The sequence below is a fragment of the Winogradskya consettensis genome, assembly GCF_018332715.1.
GTDB classification, from domain to species: Bacteria; Actinomycetota; Actinomycetes; order Mycobacteriales; family Micromonosporaceae; genus Actinoplanes; species Actinoplanes consettensis.
Window position 1 is genome coordinate 254,898 of record NZ_BOQP01000030.1, and the last position, 17,029, is coordinate 271,926.

General features: G+C 70.6%; 9 protein-coding genes. 7 read left to right on the forward strand and 2 right to left on the reverse strand.

Going from position 1 to position 17,029, the window contains the following annotated elements; all coding sequences use genetic code 11:
- Window positions 1-31 precede the first annotated feature (31 nt).
- The 3 genes from recC to recD are packed head-to-tail and all read left to right on the forward strand — an operon-like array spanning window position 32 to window position 8,423.
- Window positions 32-3,400, forward strand: coding sequence for an exodeoxyribonuclease V subunit gamma (recC, locus tag Aco04nite_RS27790; protein ID WP_213000190.1), 3,369 nt, complete (start codon window positions 32-34; stop codon window positions 3,398-3,400).
- On the forward strand, window positions 3,397-6,639 hold the full coding sequence (locus Aco04nite_RS27795) for a UvrD-helicase domain-containing protein (RefSeq protein WP_213000191.1): 3,243 nt from the start codon (window positions 3,397-3,399) through the stop codon (window positions 6,637-6,639). Before recC ends, Aco04nite_RS27795 begins: the two co-directional genes overlap by 4 nt.
- Window positions 6,636-8,423 carry an exodeoxyribonuclease V subunit alpha gene (gene recD / locus Aco04nite_RS27800; RefSeq protein WP_213000192.1) on the forward strand — a complete coding sequence of 596 codons (1,788 nt, stop codon included), beginning with the start codon at window positions 6,636-6,638 and terminating at the stop codon, window positions 8,421-8,423. The genes Aco04nite_RS27795 and recD overlap by 4 nt, the downstream gene beginning before the upstream one ends.
- Before the next feature lie 24 nt (window positions 8,424-8,447).
- Here recD and Aco04nite_RS27805 read toward each other — a convergent pair whose 3' ends face one another.
- Entirely contained in the window at window positions 8,448-8,849 is a 402-nt protein-coding gene (locus Aco04nite_RS27805; RefSeq protein WP_213000193.1) for an NUDIX hydrolase, read from the reverse strand.
- An 85-nt stretch (window positions 8,850-8,934) separates the two neighbouring features.
- The gene (locus Aco04nite_RS27810) at window positions 8,935-10,719 is read right to left on the reverse strand and encodes a glycoside hydrolase family 6 protein (RefSeq protein ID WP_213000194.1); all 1,785 of its coding nucleotides are present in this window, start codon (window positions 10,717-10,719) and stop codon (window positions 8,935-8,937) included.
- Window positions 10,720-11,209: 490 nt separating this feature from the next.
- On the opposite strand from Aco04nite_RS27810, the gene Aco04nite_RS27815 reads away from it, so the two are divergent.
- The 4 genes from Aco04nite_RS27815 (at window position 11,210) to Aco04nite_RS27830 (ending at window position 17,028) form a co-directional block, all read left to right on the forward strand.
- Window positions 11,210-13,876 (forward strand): cellulose binding domain-containing protein, encoded by a 2,667-nt coding sequence (locus Aco04nite_RS27815; protein WP_244876343.1) that lies wholly within the window; start codon window positions 11,210-11,212, stop codon window positions 13,874-13,876.
- A gap of 15 nt (window positions 13,877-13,891) precedes the next feature.
- Window positions 13,892-15,013, forward strand: coding sequence for a lytic polysaccharide monooxygenase (locus Aco04nite_RS27820; protein WP_244876344.1), 1,122 nt, complete (start codon window positions 13,892-13,894; stop codon window positions 15,011-15,013).
- Window positions 15,014-15,044: 31 nt separating this feature from the next.
- On the forward strand, window positions 15,045-16,394 hold the full coding sequence (locus Aco04nite_RS27825) for a glycoside hydrolase family 6 protein (protein ID WP_213000195.1): 1,350 nt from the start codon (window positions 15,045-15,047) through the stop codon (window positions 16,392-16,394).
- 187 nt (window positions 16,395-16,581) lie between these two features.
- Window positions 16,582-17,028, forward strand: a complete 447-nt coding sequence (locus Aco04nite_RS27830) for a CBS domain-containing protein (RefSeq protein WP_213000196.1) — start codon at window positions 16,582-16,584, stop codon at window positions 17,026-17,028.
- Window position 17,029: the final 1 nt, after the last annotated feature.

The following is a 17,029-nucleotide window of genomic DNA, read 5'->3' on the forward strand; positions in this document are numbered from 1 at the left end:
TTTATGAGCATTATTCGGTTAAATAAGCCAGGTGCTGCGCCTCCACCGCGCCGAACGCGCCGACCACCTCGCCGAGGCCCTGGCCGCCCTCCTGCGCACACCCCTCCCCGACCCCTTCGCCCCGGAAATCATCAGCGTCCCCTCCCGCGGCGTGGAACGCTGGCTCGCCCAACGCCTCTCCCACCACCTCGGCACCACCCCACCTAACGCCACCCCACCCAACGCCACCCCGCCCGGTGCCAGCCCACCCCGCGCTGACCCACCCGGCGCTGGCAGCGCGACAGGCCCGGCCGCCGGCCCGGCGACGGTCGGTCACGGTGACGGGATCTGCGCGAATGTGCAGTTCCTGTCGGTGTCCGCGCTGATCGACTCGATCACCGATCCGGGCGGCCCGGCGGCCCTCGGTGCGGCACCCGATCCCTGGCATCCCGACCGCCTCGTCTGGCACGTCCTCGACGCGATCGACCGCTCGGTGCAGCAACCGTGGTGCAGCACCCTGGCCGCCTACCTCGCGACGGACGGCCGGCGCTACGCGACAGCCCGCCACCTGGCCGCGCTGTTCGACTCGTACAACCTGCACCGCCCGGACATGGTCACCGCCTGGACAGCCGGCGACGACGTCGACGGCATCGGTAGAACCCTCCCCGAGGATCTGCGCTGGCAGGCCGCACTCTGGCGCGACCTGCGAGCCCGTCTCCACACCCCGGGCCCGGCCGAACGCCTCACCGACCTGTGCGAAACCCTGCGCCACGACCCACAGGCAGCGTCGATGCCACCCCGGCTGTCCGTCTTCGGCCTGACCCGCCTGCCATCCGCCCACGCCGCACTCCTGACCGCCCTGGCCGAACACCACGACGTCCACCTCTGGCTCCCCCATCCCTCCCCCGTCCTCTGGGACCGCCTGCGCGCCTACTCGAAACCCCGCACCCGCCTGGACGACCCGACCAAGGACCTCCCCCGCAACCCACTCCTCGCCTCTCTGGGCCGCGACGCCCGAGAACTCCAGCTCAGCCTCACCACACCATCACCGCCTCACGACACCCACCACCCCGGCCCCGCCTACCCGGACACCACCCTCGGCCGCCTCCAGCACGCAATCGCCAACGACCTCCCACCCGAACAAAGCCCGGCACCGCAGGGACCGGCCACGCAGGGACCGGCCGATTCCAGTGTTCAGGTGCATGCCTGCCATGGGCCGGATCGGCAGGTGGAGGTGCTGCGGGAGGTGATCCTGGGGTTGCTGTCGCGCAGTCCCGGGCTCGAGCCGCGCGACATTCTCGTCATGTGCCCGGACATCGAGACGTTCGCGCCGCTGATCTCGGCCTCGTTCGGGCTGGGCGAGCAGGCGACGCACCCCGCGCATCGCCTCCGCGTCCGTCTGGCGGACCGGGCACTACGGCAGGTGAACCCGCTGTTCGCCGTGGTGGGCCGGCTCCTGGAACTGGCCGGCTCCCGGGTGACGGCGGCCCAGGTTCTGGACTTCGCGAGCCTTCCCCCCGTACGCCGTGAGTTCCGGCTGGACGACGACGACCTCGACCGGATGCGCGACCTCGTGGTCGAGTCCGGTGTCCGGTGGGGTTTCGACGCCGGTCACCGTGCACGTTTCCAGCTCGACGTACGGCCGAACACCTGGGCCGCGGGGCTCGACCGGATCCTGCTCGGTGTGGCGATGTCGGAGGAGGAACTGACCTGGCTCGGGACAGCCCTGCCGCTGGACGACGTCGACTCCAGCGATGTGGATCTCGCCGGCCGGCTGGCCGAGCTGGTCGACCGGCTGGAGACCGTCCTGACAGCCATGATCAGCGAACGCCCGCTCAACGAATGGCGCGAAGTGCTCGCGGGCGCCGTCGATTCGCTCACCGACGTCCCGGATGCCGATGCCTGGCAGAGCTCCCAGGTACGCGCGGAACTGTTCGCGCTCACCGAGAACGCGCAGAACCCGTCACTCGGTCTCGGCGACATCAGTTCGCTTCTGAGCGAGCGCCTCCGGGGCCGGCCGACCCGCGCGAACTTCCGCACCGGCGATCTGACGATGTGCACCATGGTGCCGATGCGCTCGGTTCCCCACCGGGTCGTCTGTGTGCTCGGGCTCGACGACGGAGCGTTTCCCCGGCAGGCCGGTGTCGACGGCGACGACGTGCTGGCCCGTGACCCCTGCGTGGGCGAGCGCGATCCCCGCGGCGAGGACCGTCAGCTCCTGCTCGACGCGGTCATGGCAGCCACCGGCACTCTCGTCATGCTCTACTCGGGCGCGGATGAGCGGACGAACGCGCCGCGCCCGCCGTGCGTACCGCTGGATGAACTGCTCGATGTCCTCGGCCCGGACGTCGTGACCCACCATCCGCTGCAGCCGTTCGATCAGCGCAACTTCACTGGTGACCCGTTCAGCTTCGACCCGACGGCGCTGGCCGGCGCGCTGGCCGCGGCCGGTGAGCGCCGGGCACCCACGCCGTTCCTGACCGGCCCGCTGCCCCCCAACGGCCCCAGCGAAACAGTCGCCCTGGATGATCTGCGCGCTTTTCTCGATCATCCCGTGCGCGCGTTTCTGCGCCGGAACCTCGGGCTCGGGTTCTCCACCGGCGAGGACGAGCCTGACGACGCGCTCCCCGTCGAGCTGGACGCCCTGAGCAAATGGGCGGTCGGCGACCGGATGTTGCGCGCCCTGCTCGACGGCGCCGACCTGGAACGCTGTGTCCAGGCCGAATGGCGGCGCGGAGCCGTTCCGCCGGGCCCGCTGGGCAAGCGGTTGCTGGACGAGATAGCCGCGGACGTCCGCCCGCTCTCCGAGGCCGCCCGGGCGCATCTGACCGGTACGCCCGAAGCCCTCGACGTCGAACTCCCTCTTCCCGGCGGCCGCCGCCTCACGGGCACCGTCGCCAACGTCCACGATGACACCGTCGTGACGATCACCTACGCCAAGCTCGGCCCCAAATACCGGATCCGTGCATGGCTCAACCTCCTCGCCCTGTCCGCCACCCGCCCCGGCATCCCGTGGCGGGCGGTCACCATCGGGCGTGGCATGCGCGGCGGGGCAAGCCGTTCCACGCTCGGCCCGATCGACGCTGACAAGGCACTGCGGACACTGACCACGCTCATCGCATGGGCTGAGCAGGGAGAGCCGGCACTCATGGCGACAAGGACCTCCCATGCGTACGCGCAGAGCCGCCTTGCCGGTAGACCACCGGAGGTCGCGGTGAACAAAGCCTGGGATGCGTGGACCCGCTTCGGTGGCGGTGGCGAGTCGGACGACCCGGCACACACCCTGGTCTGGGGTCCCGGTGCCCCGCTGGACCGCCTGACCGCGACGGCGTCCAGCGGCCCGGAGCCGACTCTCTTCGGCGGCCTGGCACTGCAACTCTGGCGCCCGCTGCACGACGCCGAAGTCCTGGATGTCCCGTGACGACCACGATTCCCGCGTTCGACGTGTGTGGGCCGCTGCCGACCGGCACCACGGTCCTCGAGGCCAGCGCCGGCACCGGGAAGACGTTCACGATCGCGGCGCTGGCGGCCCGTTATGTCGCCGAGGGGCGGGCCGGGCTGCGGGAGTTGCTGCTCGTGACGTTCGGGCGCGCGGCCACGGCGGAGCTGCGTCAGCGCGTACGGGAGAGACTTGTCAGTGCTGAGCGTGGGCTCGCGGACCCGGCAGCCGCCCGCGCGGGTGACGATGTGGTCCTTGCACTGCTGGCGGACGCAGGTCCCGGGGAGGTCGCCGCGCGCAGGCAGCGGCTCGCGGCAGCGGTGGCGGATTTCGACGCGGCGACGATCGCCACCACGCACCAGTTCTGCCATCAGGTGCTCGCCGGGCTCGGCATCACGTCCGACAGCGATCCGGACGCGACGTTCGTGGAGGACCTCGACGATCTGGTCACGGAGGTGGTCGACGACCTCTACATCCGCAAGTACGCGCGAACCGGCGCACCCGTCCCGCATTTCGGCCGCGAGGTCGCGCTCGCCATCGCGCGCCAGGCTGTGGCGGACAGCCAGGCGCGTCTCGAACCGGCAGCGGCACCGCCGGATTCCTTCGCAGGGGTGCGCTACCGGTTCGCGTGCGCCGTACGGTCCGAAGTGGAGCGACGCAAAGCGAGCCGCCGGCTGTACTGCTACGACGACATGCTCACCGGACTGCAAGCCGCACTCGCCGACCCGGCGCGGGGCCCGGCGGCGTGCACGCGGCTGCGGGAGCGGTACCCGGTGGTCCTCATCGACGAGTTCCAGGACACCGATCCGGTGCAGTGGGCGATCGTCAGCACCGCGTTCCACGGTCACACGACGCTGGTCCTGATCGGCGACCCGAAGCAGGCGATCTACGCATTCCGCGGCGCGGATGTGGTGAGCTACCTGACCGCCGCCGGTGCCGCGCCGGCGCACGCCACTCTGGCCACGAACTGGCGCAGTGACGAACAGGTCCTGTCCGCCTTCGAGACCGTCTTCGGGCACGCTGCCCTCGGCGACAGCCGCATCACCGTACGCCCGGTGCGCGCGGCGACACCCGCGAAGCCCCGGGTCCTGGCGCCGTTCCGCCTGCGCGTCCTTGCCCGCACCGGATTCACGCTGAACAAACCCGGCCTGATCCCCGCGGCGGACGCCCGGGACGCCGTCGCCACCGACCTGGCCGCCGACATCGCGGGCCGCGCCGGCCTGGTCCCCGGCGATGTGGCTGTCCTCGTCCGCACCCACCGGCAGAGCACCCAGGTCCACGAGGCCCTGACCGCACTCGGTGTCCCCGCCGTCCTGGCCGGGGCGACCAGCGTCTTCGGCACACCCGCGGCCCGGGACTGGCTGGTGCTGCTGGAGGCCCTGGAACAACCGCATCGCCGGGCCCGGGTCGCCGCGGTCGCGTTGTCGGGCCTGATCGGCTGGTCCGCTCAACGCCTGGCCGTCGCCACCGAACCGGACCTCGACGAGCTCGGCGCAACGCTGCGGCAGTGGGCCCGGCTGCTCGACCAGCGTGGCGTGGCCGCCCTGCTCGAAGCGGTCACCGCGACGGGGCTGCCCGCCCGGCTGCTCGCGGAACGCGCCGGCGAACGCCACCTCACCGACCTGCGCCACATCGGCATGGCGATGCACGCCGCGGCAACCGAGGGCACCCTCGGGCTGACCGCCGTCGCGGAGTGGCTGCGCCGCCGCATCGACGAGGCACCGCACGACGTCAGCCTGGAACGCAGCCGCCGTCTCGAATCCGACGACGACGCAGTACAGATCCTCACCGTCCACAGTAGTAAAGGCCTCGAGTATCCGGTGGTGTATCTGCCGTTCGGCTGGGACCGGCACATGGGCAAGCCGGACTTGCTGCACCTGCACGACGACAACGGCGCCCGGGTCCTCGACGTCGGCGGGCCCAGCGGCCCCGGGTACACACTGGGTCTGCGCCGGCATCTGGCCGAGGAGGCCGGCGAGGATCTGCGCCTGCTCTACGTCGCGCTGACCCGGGCCGCGAACCAGGTCGTCGCGTGGTGGGCGCCGACCCTGAACACCACCGCCTCGGCCCTGCACCGTTTCCTGTTCGGCCGCCCCGGCGCCGGCGAGAACCCGCTCCCCGAATACCCGGTCCCTGCCGACGCCGCCGCGCTGGACCATCTCCGCCACCTCAACCTCGCGGTCGAGCGGATCACCCCCGCCCCGCCTGCTCCCTTCCACGGCACGCGGACAGATCCGCCGTCACTGTCCGCCGCCCGGTTCCACCGCCACCTCGACCTCGGCTGGCGCCGAACCTCCTACTCCCGCCTCACCGCCGCCCACCACGACCAAGCCACCGCGGCTTCGCAGGAGGCGCCCGGTGTCCGCAGCGAGCCCGACGTCGGCATCGAGGATGAGCTGGATGCTTTCGCCGAAGGGGAGGCGGAAGGTGGTGATGCGCCGATGGGTGGTCTGCCGAAAGGGGCGGCGTTCGGCACGCTGCTGCACACCCTGCTCGAGGACCTCGACTTCACGGCCACCGATCTGCACGCTGCCCTGCTCGAACGCGCACAACCGCTCATCGCCGCGACAGCCCTCACCCTCGATCCGGACGAACTCGCGCAGGCGATGCTGCCCAGCCTGCACACCCCGCTCGGCCCGCTCGCCGGCAATCGCAGTCTCACCGGTTTCTCCCCCGCCGACCGCCTGGCCGAACTGGACTTCGAACTCCCCCTCGACGGCGGCGACCTGCCCCGCAGCGGCCCGCCGGTCACCCTCGGCCTGTTCGGCGACAGCCTGGCACGGCACCTGCCCGCCGACGATCCACTCCACGGGTACGCCCAGCAGCTGCGCGAACCGTCGCTCAGTTCCCAGCGGCTTCGTGGTTACCTGACCGGGAGCATCGACGCCGTGTTACGCCTGCCGGGGCCCCGGTACCTCGTCGTCGACTACAAGTCGAACTGGCTGGGAGGGGCGCCGCTCACGGCGTACGCATATCGGTCCTCGGCACTCGCGGAAGCGATGATCGCAGCGCACTATCCGCTGCAGGCTCTGCTCTATGCCGTTGCCCTGCACCGTTATCTGCGCTGGCGTCAGCCCGGCTACGACCCGCGGACCCACCTCGGCGGGGTGCTGTATCTGTTCCTGCGCGGCATGAACGGCCCCGAAACCCCGCCCGGGCAGGGCGTTTTCAGCTGGCGGCCGCCCGCTGCCCTCATCGAGGAATTGTCGGATCTGCTATGACCCTCGCCCTGCGCGCCACCGGCCTGGTGCAGGTCTTCAACACCGCCGGTGTCCTGGCCCTCGCCGACGTTCACACCGCCCGCCGCGTCTCCGCGCTGGGCGGCGAGAGCGACGAGACGGTTCTGCTCGCCTTCGCGCTGACCGTACGCGCCCTGCGGCTGGGCTCGGTCTGCGTCGACCTGACGACGGTCGCCGGCACCGCGACCGGCGACGAGGACGTCGTCCCGGGCGACCTGCCATGGCCCGCGCCGGCCGCATGGTTGCAGGCTTGCGCGCGCAGCCCCCTGGTCGCCCCCGGCGGCCCGCTGCGTCTCGTCCGCGAACTGCTCTATCTTGACCGTTACTGGCGCCAGGAGGAGCTGGTCCGTCACCATCTCGAACAACGCGCCCGGTCCACCCCGCTGTTCGATTCCGCACGTTTGACCACCGACCTCGACGCGCTGTTCCCCGGCGCGGACAGCGAATGCCAGCGGCTCGCCGCCGCGGTTGCCGTCCATCGCTGGACGACAGTGCTCGCGGGTGGCCCGGGTACCGGTAAAACGACCACGATCGCGCGAATCCTCGCCGCGCTGCACCACCAGCCCGGCGACCCACCCCGGATCGCCCTGGCCGCGCCCACCGGCAAGGCCGCCGCCCGCCTGGAGGAAGCGGTGCGGGCCTGCGACCTGCCCGAGCTCGGCGACCTGCACGCGTCGACCATCCACCGCCTGCTCGGACGCCGCCCGGGCTCCCGCACCCGCTTCCGCCACGACCGCACCAACCGCCTGCCTTACGACGTCGTCGTCGTCGACGAGACCTCGATGGTGTCGCTCACCCTGATGGCAAAGCTGCTGGACGCCGTACGCCCCACCGCCCGCCTCATCCTGGTCGGCGACCCCGACCAGCTCGCATCGGTGGAGGCCGGCGCGGTCCTGGGCGACATCGTCCGCGCCGAGGGCCACCCCAGCGAGATCCTCGGCCGGCCCGTCACCAACGGCGTCGTCACCCTCGACCACACCTGGCGCTTCCAGGGCAGCATCGCCGCCCTGGCCAGAGCCATCCGCGCAGGCGACCCCGACGCAGCCCTCGAAGTCCTGCACCTCACCGCCGATGCCCGCCACAAGGCCGGCGTCGACGCCGGAGAAGGCCGGGCCGGCGAAGAAGCCAGGGCCGACAGGACAGCCGGAGAGGTCGAGCTCATTGAGGACGGCGCGACCGACGGCCTCCGCGCGGACGTCACAGCCGCCCTCGACGAGGTGACCAGGGCAGCACTGGAAGGCGACGCCGTCACCGCACTCGACCGCCTCGACACGCACCGCCTGCTGTGTGCCCACCGCCACGGCCCGCACGGCGTGACGCATTGGAGCGCGGAAATCGCCCGCTGGCGGGAAGCTGCCCCGTCAGGCTCCGACTGGTACCCGGGCCAGCCGCTGCTCATCACGGCCAACGACTACGACGCGGGCCTCTACAACGGCGACACCGGGGTCATCGTCCAGACCTCGGACGGGCTGCGAGCGGCCTTCGCCCGGGGCGGCACGCCGGTCCTGATCCCCCCGACCCGCCTCCTCGAGGCACAGACCCTCTACGCCCTGACCGTCCACCGCAGCCAGGGCAGCCAGTTCGACCGCGTCACCCTGATCCTCCCGCCACCCGAATCCCCGCTCCTGACCCGCGAACTCCTCTACACCGCCGCCACCCGGGCAAGGACCCACCTGCGCATCCTCGGCACCGCGGAAGCGATCCGAGCGGCCATCACCCGCCCGATCGCCCGGGCCAGCGGCCTCCGCTCCCTCCTCGGCCCGTAAAGCGTCGGGGAGCACCTGAAACCGTCAGAGCCGACCGGCCAGCAGCATTGGCAGGAGCCGGTCGACGATCAGCGGGGCGAGCACGACGTCACCAGGCGTCCGCGGGTCGAGCCACCGGACCTCCTCGATCTCGGCCAGCGCCGTGACCGGGCCGGGATAGGGAGCGGTGTAGACGTCCACGTCGATGTCGAACCCGGCCTCGTTCGCGGCGGGAGCCATGAACCGCCCGACATGCCCGAGCGCCTCCACCCCGACGCGCATCCCGAGTTCCTCGCCCAGCTCGCGTACGAGAGCCTGATCGGGTGTTTCTCCCGGCTCGAGCTTCCCGCCCGGCTGCATGAAGATGGTTGTCCCGCGCTTGCGCACGAGCAGCCAGCGCCCCTCGGGATCGCGGATGACGGAGGCGACGATTCGCAGCGTGGGCACCCGGTGGACTGTAACGGCAAAGACCCGCGGACCGCCGGGTGACGGCGGTCCGCGGGCTGTGGGAGAGGGTCAGGTCGGAAATGCTCTACAGCGCGGGGTACGCGTTGGCCATCAGCTGCTGGAACTGTGCTGAGAACCAGGCACCCGAGATCGGGGCGTTCGGGAGTGCACCGCTGAGGCTGTTGCCGTTGCGGGCGTTACCGGTGTAGGTCGGGTCGCACATCCGGTCGAAGCCCTTGCCCTCGTCGTTCGGGATGAGGGAGCTCGAGCCGTCCGACTCGCCCGGGGGCTTGACCCAGACGTAGGCGTCGATGCCGGTCTCCGGGTTGGCCCGGGGACGCTCGCCGAGGCCGGCGCCGGACTGGTTGCACCAGTTGCCGGCGTGGATGCGGCGGTCGATGCGGGACTGGTTGACGAACGTGTTGACGTCGGTCGAGGTGCTGGCCGCCGTCGGGCGGCCCGAGCCGCCCCAGCCGTTGCGGCTGGTGTCGATCAGCATGCCGATGTTCGAGTTGAAGCCGACCGCGACGAGCTGGTTGCGGAAGGACTGCGCGAACGTGAGCTCGTCGACGTACTGGTTCCAGTCGACCCAGGTCGACTGGCGCACCGAGGTGCCGTTGACCGAGGTGCCGATGCCGAAGTACTGCTCCTTGAGCGCGGAGTAGTTCGCCGTGTTGACGATGAAGCCGGTGACGTTGTTGACGCTGCCGGAGGCCTGGGCCGCCTGGAGCAGGATGTTCGCGGTCGGGAGGAAGTTGCTGTCCCAGCCGATCCAGCCGTGGTGCGCGGCGTCGACGTAGTTGTAGACGTTGCCGATCGCGCCGAGCTTGTTCAGCGCGTACCCGACGCCCTGGACGTATCCGCCGTTGGCCTTCATGGTGTCGCAGGCCGCGGTGCCGCCGGCGTTGCCGGAGGTGTTCGTCACGAGGTTGGGCAGCGAGTCGATCTCGACGATGTTGATGATCCGCAGGGCGGCGTACTTCGGGTCGGCCTGGATCGCGGCGATCGGGTCGATGTACTCGCTCTTGTAGCGGGGCAGGTCGTTCGGGCCGAGCTCACCGTTGGAGGCGAGCGCCGCGCAGTCGCGGCCGGGCAGGTTGTAGATGACGAACTGGATGTAGCCGGCGCCCTGGGCGAGGGCCGCGTCCAGGTGGTCACGGACGCCCATCGAGCCGTTGGAGCTGCTGCCGTCGGTGCCCTCGATCGCGGCGATCCGGTCGAGCCAGACCGCGGTCGGGTTGTTGGCGACGCGGCTGCCGCCGGGCTCGGCGTTCGCCTTGGCCTGCCATTCCGGGTTCTTGTAGCCCGCGACTCCCGCGTACGGGTTGTCGACCTTGGCTCCGGCCGGCGGCTGGCTGGTGGGCGGCGAGGACGGTGGCGTCGAGGGTGACGACGGCGGGGTGGACGGTGACGACGGCGGGGTCGTCGGGCCGGTGCTGCCCGTGCAGGCCACGCCGTTGAGCGTGAACGCCGTCGGGTTCGTGTTCGTCCCCGAGTAGTTCGCGTTGAAGCCGAACGTCGCGGACGCGTTGGTGGCCAGCGAGTTCGCGTAGGTCGGGCTCACCGCGGTCACGTTCTTCGCGCTCTGCGTGATCGTGGCGTTCCAGCCCTGGGTGACGGTTTGGTTACCGGCGAAGGCCCACGCGACCGTCCAGCCGTTGGTGATCGGGTCACCCAGGTTGGTGACCGTCACGTTGCCGGTGAAGCCGGTGCTCCACGAGTTGGCGGAGTAGGCGACCCGGCAACCGGCGGCGGCGTTCGCCTGGGTGGCTGCCACCACGCCGAGTCCGGAGACCAGCGTGACAGCGGCTGCCACGGTGAGCGCCCGGGTGAGGGTGCGCCGGGGTGATCGAGAGGGAGGGGGAGTCATCGCAGATTGCTCCTCGAAGGACGGGGGCGGGGAATCTGATCGACGTTCGTCGGTGCCGAACTAGCGACTGAGCGTGATGTTGCCATGGGAGCGCTCCCAGCGCAATACCCAGTTAACGAACCCGAAACTTCCAGGAAATAGAACACAGGGGGTGTCCGCCGGCGCCCTGGAATCCAACTCCGCGCCGACATCGGCAGCAAGCGAACCGTGGCAGGCCACATTGGAAGAACGCACGGCTCCGGATGCGTCGGGCTCCGGATGCTGGTCACTGCCGCCCCGAAGAGCACGCCTTCATCGAATACAGACGAATGCGCTCCGACAATGGATCGACAGCGGTCTTTCTAGCCCCCCGAACCGGGCGGCGTCAACAGGTACCGACGCAAAGACCCCACATCGCGCCAGAGTTTGTTTCCGACTCTTGACAGCCACGTGAACAGACAGCATTGTCTGGGAGCGCTCCCACAATCACGTCCATCGATGGGAGGACCACTTGCACCGCCGACGCCTCACCGTCCTCGTCGCCGCGCTGTCCCTCAGCGGCGCTGCCGCCCTCGCCGTGCCCGCGCTCCAGCAGCCACTTCCGGCGGCCGCTGCCGCCTCGGACGCGTACGCATGGAAGAACGTCCGGATCGACGGCGGCGGTTTCGTCCCGGGTCTGATCTTCAGCCGCGCCGAGAAGAACCTGATCTACGCGCGCACCGACATCGGCGGCGCCTACCGCTGGAACCAGGCCGGTCAGAACTGGGTGCCCCTGCTGGACTGGGTGGCGCGCGACAAGTTCGGTTACAACGGCGTGCTGAGCATCGCCGCCGACCCCGTCGACGCGAACCGGGTGTACGCGGCCGTCGGCATGTACACCAACAGCTGGGACCCGAACAACGGCGCGATCCTGCGGTCCACCGACCGCGGCGCGACCTGGCAGATCACCACGCTGCCGTTCAAGAACGGCGGCAACATGCCCGGCCGCGGCATGGGTGAGCGGCTGGCGGTCGATCCGGGCAACAACCGCAACGTCTACTTCGCCGCCGAGGGTGGCAACGGGCTGTACCGCAGCACCGACTACGGCACGACGTTCAGCAAGGTGACCGCGTTCCCGAATGCCGGCAACTACGTGCAGGACCCGGCCGACCCGAACGGCTACCTGAACCAGAACCAGGGTCTCAGCTGGGTGACGTTCGGCGACACCAACCAGATCTACGTGGGCGTCGCGGACAAGCAGAACCCGGTCTACCGCTCGCTCGACGGCGGCACGACCTGGGAACGCGTCGCCGGGCAGCCCACCGGCTATCTCGCGCACAAGGGCGTCATCCAGGGCAAGTACCTGTTCATCGCGACCAGTGACAGCGGTGGCCCGTACGACGGCGGCACCGGCCAGGTGCAGCGCCTCGACACCACCACCGGGACCTGGACCGACATCAGCCCGACCCCGGCCGCGGACGCGTACTACGGCTACTCCGGGCTGACCGTCGACCGGCTGCACCCCGGCACGCTGATGGTCGCCACGCAGATCTCGTGGTGGCCCGACGTCATCTTCTTCCGCAGCACCGACTACGGCGCCACGTGGACCCGGATCTGGGACTACAACGGCTATCCGAGCACGACCAAGCGCTACACCATGGACGTCTCATCGGATCCGTGGCTCGACTTCAACACCAACCCGCAGCCACCGGAGGCCACCCCGAAGCTGGGCTGGATGACCGAGTCGCTCGAGATCGACCCGTTCGACTCGAACCGGATGCTCTACGGCACCGGCGCGACCGTCTACGGCACCACCCAGCTGACGAACTGGGACAGCAACACCGCGTTCACCATCAAGCCGTTCGCCACCGGCATCGAGGAGACGGCCGTCCTCGACCTGGCCAGCCCGCCGTCGGGCGCACCGCTGGTCAGCGCGCTCGGCGATGTCGGCGGTTTCCACCACGGCGATCTGAGCGCCGTGCCGCCGAACTTCCACGACACCCCGAGCCTGGGCAGCAACACCAGCCTCGACTTCGCCGAGCTCAGCCCCGCGGTCTTCGCCCGGGTCGGTAACGCGGACGCCGCCCCGCACCTCGGCGTCTCCAACGACGGCGGCAAGAACTGGTACGCGGGCCAGGAACCCTCGGGCGTCACCGGCGGCGGCACGATCGCGGTCGGCGCGGACGCGAACTCGTTCGTGTGGTCCCCGGCCGGCACCGGCGTCCACTACTCGACGACCCGCGGCAGCTCGTGGACCGCCTCCACCGGCATCCCGGCCGGGGCCAAGGTCGAGTCGGACAGGGTCAACCCCAGGACCTTCTACGGGTACGCGGGCAGCTCGGTCTACGTCAGCAAGGACGGCGGGGCAACGTTCACCACCGGAGCAGCCCTCGCCGCCACGAACCTGAAGGCAGTGCCCGGGAAGACCGGCGACGTGTGGCTGGCCGGCACCACCGGACTGCACCACTCGACCGACGCGGGCACCACGTTCACGAGACTCGCCACCGTGACCTCCGCGATCAACGTGGCGTTCGGCAAGGCGGCGCCAGGTGCCGCGTACCCGGCGGTGTTCCTCGTCGGTGTCGTCGACGGTGTGGACGGCGTCTTCCGCTCCGACGACGCCGGCGCGACCTGGGTGCGGATCAACGACAACGCCCACCAGTACGGCAACAACGGCGACGCACTCGCCGGCGACCCCCGCGTCTACGGCCGCGTCTACCTGGGCACCAACGGCCGCGGCATCCTCTACGCCGACCGCACCGGCACCACGACGACCCCGCCCACGTCCAGCCCGACCGCGTCCCCGTCCACGACACCGTCGACCAGCCCGTCCCCGACAACGCCGCCGCCGACCACCACGCCCCCGCCTTCCACAACGCCGCCTTCCACAACGCCGCCGACCACCGGCGGCTGCACGGCGGCGTACCGGGTCACCAGCTCGTGGCAGGGCGGTTTCCAGGCCGAGGTCACTGTCACCAACGGCTCGGCCGCGACCACGGCCTGGACCGTCGGCTGGACGCTCCCGTCCGGCCAGGACGTCACCCAGGTCTGGAACGGCACCCTCACCAAGTCCGGAGCGGCGGTCACCGTACGCAACGCGGCCTACAACGGCACCCTCGCCGCGAACGCCACCACCACCTTCGGCCTCACCGGCACCGGGGCAGCCACCGTCCCGGCCACCACCTGCGCACGGAGCTGAAAGGAGCACACACCCATGAAAGTCCGCAACAAGTTCATGGTGTACGCCGCCGCGGCCGTCCTCGCCGCGACCGGCGCGATCGTGATCACCCAGACGTCGGCGAGCGCGCACGGCGCCATGATGGCACCGGGCAGCCGTACCTATCTCTGCTGGAAAGATGGTCTGACCTCGACCGGGCAGATCGTGCCGCAGAATCCGGCCTGCGCGGCCGCCGTCGCCCAGAGCGGGGCCAACTCGCTGTACAACTGGTTCGCCGTGCTGCGTTCCGACGGCGCCGGCCGTACCTCCGGCTTCATCCCCGACGGGCAGGCCTGCAGCGCGGGCACCGGGGGGCCGTACGACTTCACCGGTTTCAACCTGGCCCGCACCGACTGGCCGGTCACGCACCTGACGTCGGGTGCGAGCATGCGCTTCGACTACAACAACTGGGCGAAGCACCCAGGCACGTTCAAGCTCTTCATCACCAAGGACACCTGGAGCCCGACCCGCGCCCTGGCCTGGAGCGACCTCGAGACGACACCGTTCTCGCAGGTCGTCAACCCGGAGTCGACCGGCGGACCGGGCACTGTGGACGGCCGTTACTCATGGACGGCGAACCTGCCGTCGGGCAAGAGCGGCCGGCACCTGATCTACTCGGTGTGGCAGCGCTCGGACAGCAACGAGACGTTCTACGGCTGCTCCGACGTGGTGTTCGACGGCGGCAACGGCGAGGTCACCGGAGTCGGCACGGGTGGTGGCACAACGCCCACCACGCCACCGACGTCAACGCCGCCCACATCGACGCCGCCCACATCGACGCCTCCGACGAGCACCCCGCCGACGACCACGCCTCCCACGGGGAGTTCGTGCACTGCGGCGTACACCACAACGAGCTCGTGGGCCGGTGCCTTCCAGGGTGAGATCAAGGTGACCGCGACCACCGCCGTGTCGAACTGGATGGTGCACTTCATCTGGCCCGGCGGTCAGAGCGTCACCCAGTCGTGGGGCGGCACGTTCAGCGCCATGGACACCTCGGCCATGGTCGCACCCGAAGCCTGGAACAAGTCCCTGACGGCCGGTGCCACCACCACCGTCGGGTTCCTCGCCAACGGCAGCGCCCCCGCATCGCTTCCCGGCCTCTCCTGCCTGCCCGCATAGGAGCCTTCCCCGCCCGGATAGGAGTTCCCCCTTGCGATACCGACCCGTCCTCGCCGCGGCACTCGCCGCCGCGACGGTCACCGGGCTGGGCGTTCTGACCGCCCGGCCCGCGCTGGCCGCCGACTCCCCCTACTACGTCGACCCGTCGACCCAGGCCGCCCGCTGGGTCGCCGCCAACCCGAACGACTCCCGCACGGCGGTCATCCGCGACCGGATCGCGAACGTGCCACAGGCCCGCTGGTTCACCGCGAACAACACCGCCACGGTGGCGTCCGAAGTGGACAGTTTCACCGCCGCCGCGTCGACGGCGGGGAAGATCCCGATCCTGGTGGTCTACAACATCCCGAATCGGGACTGCTCCGGCGCGAGCTCCGGCGGGCTGCCGTCGCACACGGCGTACCGTCAATGGATCGACCAGGTGGCAGCGGGCCTGCGGGGCCGGGCCGCCGCGATCATCCTGGAACCCGACGTCCTGTCCCTGATGACCACGTGCCTCACCACGGCCCAGCAGGCCGAGGTCTACACGTCGATCGCCTACGCGGGCAGGACGCTCAAGGCCGCCTCGGCACAGGCCAAGGTCTACTTCGACGCGGGTCACTCCGCGTGGCTCGCTCCCGCCGAGATCGCTTCCCGACTGGTACGCGCGGACATCGCCAACAGCGCCGACGGCATCTCGGTCAACGTGTCCAACTACCGGACCACGGCGGAGAGCACCACGTACGTCCGCAACGTCATCGCCGCCACCGGAGTCTCCCGTCTCAAGGGCGTCATCGACACCAGCCGCAACGGCAACGGCCCCGCGGGCAGCGAATGGTGCGACCCCGCCGGCCGCGCGATCGGCACACCGAGCACTAACCAGGTCGCCGACCCGATCCTCGACGCGTACCTCTGGATCAAACTCCCCGGCGAGTCGGACGGCTGCATCGGCCCCGCCGGCCAGTTCGTCCCGCAACGCGCCTACGACCTGGCCATGGCAGCCCCGGTCACCACCACCCCGCCGACCACCACTCCTCCGACCACGACCCCGCCCGCGTCCCCGTCGCCTTCCACGCCCTCGTTCCCGGGTGCCTGCGCGGTCACCTGGACAGCGAACCAGTGGTCAACAGGCTTCACCGCCGACCTCCGCATCACCAACAACGGCCCGCCGCTCAGCACCTGGCGCCTGACCTTCACGGTCGGCAGCACGGTCACCCTCAGCAACGGCTGGAACGGCGTCTGGTCCCAGTCCGGCACCACCCTCGCGGTCACCGGCCCGAGCTGGGCACCCACCCTCGGCTCCGGCGCCACGGTCACCCCCGGCTTCCAGGCAACCTTCACCGGCAGCCCGGGCACGCCATCCGCCTTCGCCCTCAACGGCACCACCTGCACGGCGACCCTCTAGACCACCCTGGGGTCCAGGCCCGGCCTTCGTTGCGGGAAGGCCGGGCTTCCCCGTGTCCCACGCGATCCGGTCTTCCTCGGCACCGCGACCACGCCGGCGAACGGTGGTCGCGCCCAGCTCTGTCGCGGAAGGGCTCACCATGGGCGGGACCGAGATACCGTGAGGTGACAACCGACTGGAGGCGCCGATGTTAGCCGCGGACGTGGCCGTCACCATGGCGACGGTCACCGAGGGCACGCCCGCCCGCGAGGCCGCCAAGGTGCTGGCCGGTCAGGATCTGCCGGGCCTGATCGTCGTCGACCACCGGGGCCGCCCGCTCACCGTTCTGGCCGGTGTCCAGGTGCTGCGGATGGCGCTGCCGTCCTACTGCCAGGAGGATCCGGCGCTGGCCCGGGTGATCGGCGAGGCCGACGCCACGGTGATCCTCGACGGCATCGGCGACCGCACAGTCGCGGACCTGCTGCCCCGCGAGCGCCGGGAGCTGCCCGCCGTCAGCCCCAAGGCCACGCTGCTGGAGGTGGCCGCAGTGATGGCCCGTGCGAACGTGCCGCTGGTGGCGGTCGTCGACGCCGACCGGGTGATGACCGGCGCGATCACCCTGGACAGCCTGCTCGACCACATCCTGGGCACCTGAC

Excerpts from the sequence above, each read along its gene's own strand:
- Aco04nite_RS27830 (WP_213000196.1), top strand. The coding sequence starts at position 16,582 with ATGTTAGCCGCGGACGTGGCCGTCACCATGGCGACGGTCACCGAGGGC.
- Aco04nite_RS27810 (WP_213000194.1), bottom strand. The coding sequence starts at position 10,719 with ATGACTCCCCCTCCCTCTCGATCACCCCGGCGCACCCTCACCCGGGCG.
- Aco04nite_RS27820 (WP_244876344.1), top strand. The coding sequence starts at position 13,892 with ATGAAAGTCCGCAACAAGTTCATGGTGTACGCCGCCGCGGCCGTCCTC.
- recD (WP_213000192.1), top strand. The coding sequence starts at position 6,636 with ATGACCCTCGCCCTGCGCGCCACCGGCCTGGTGCAGGTCTTCAACACC.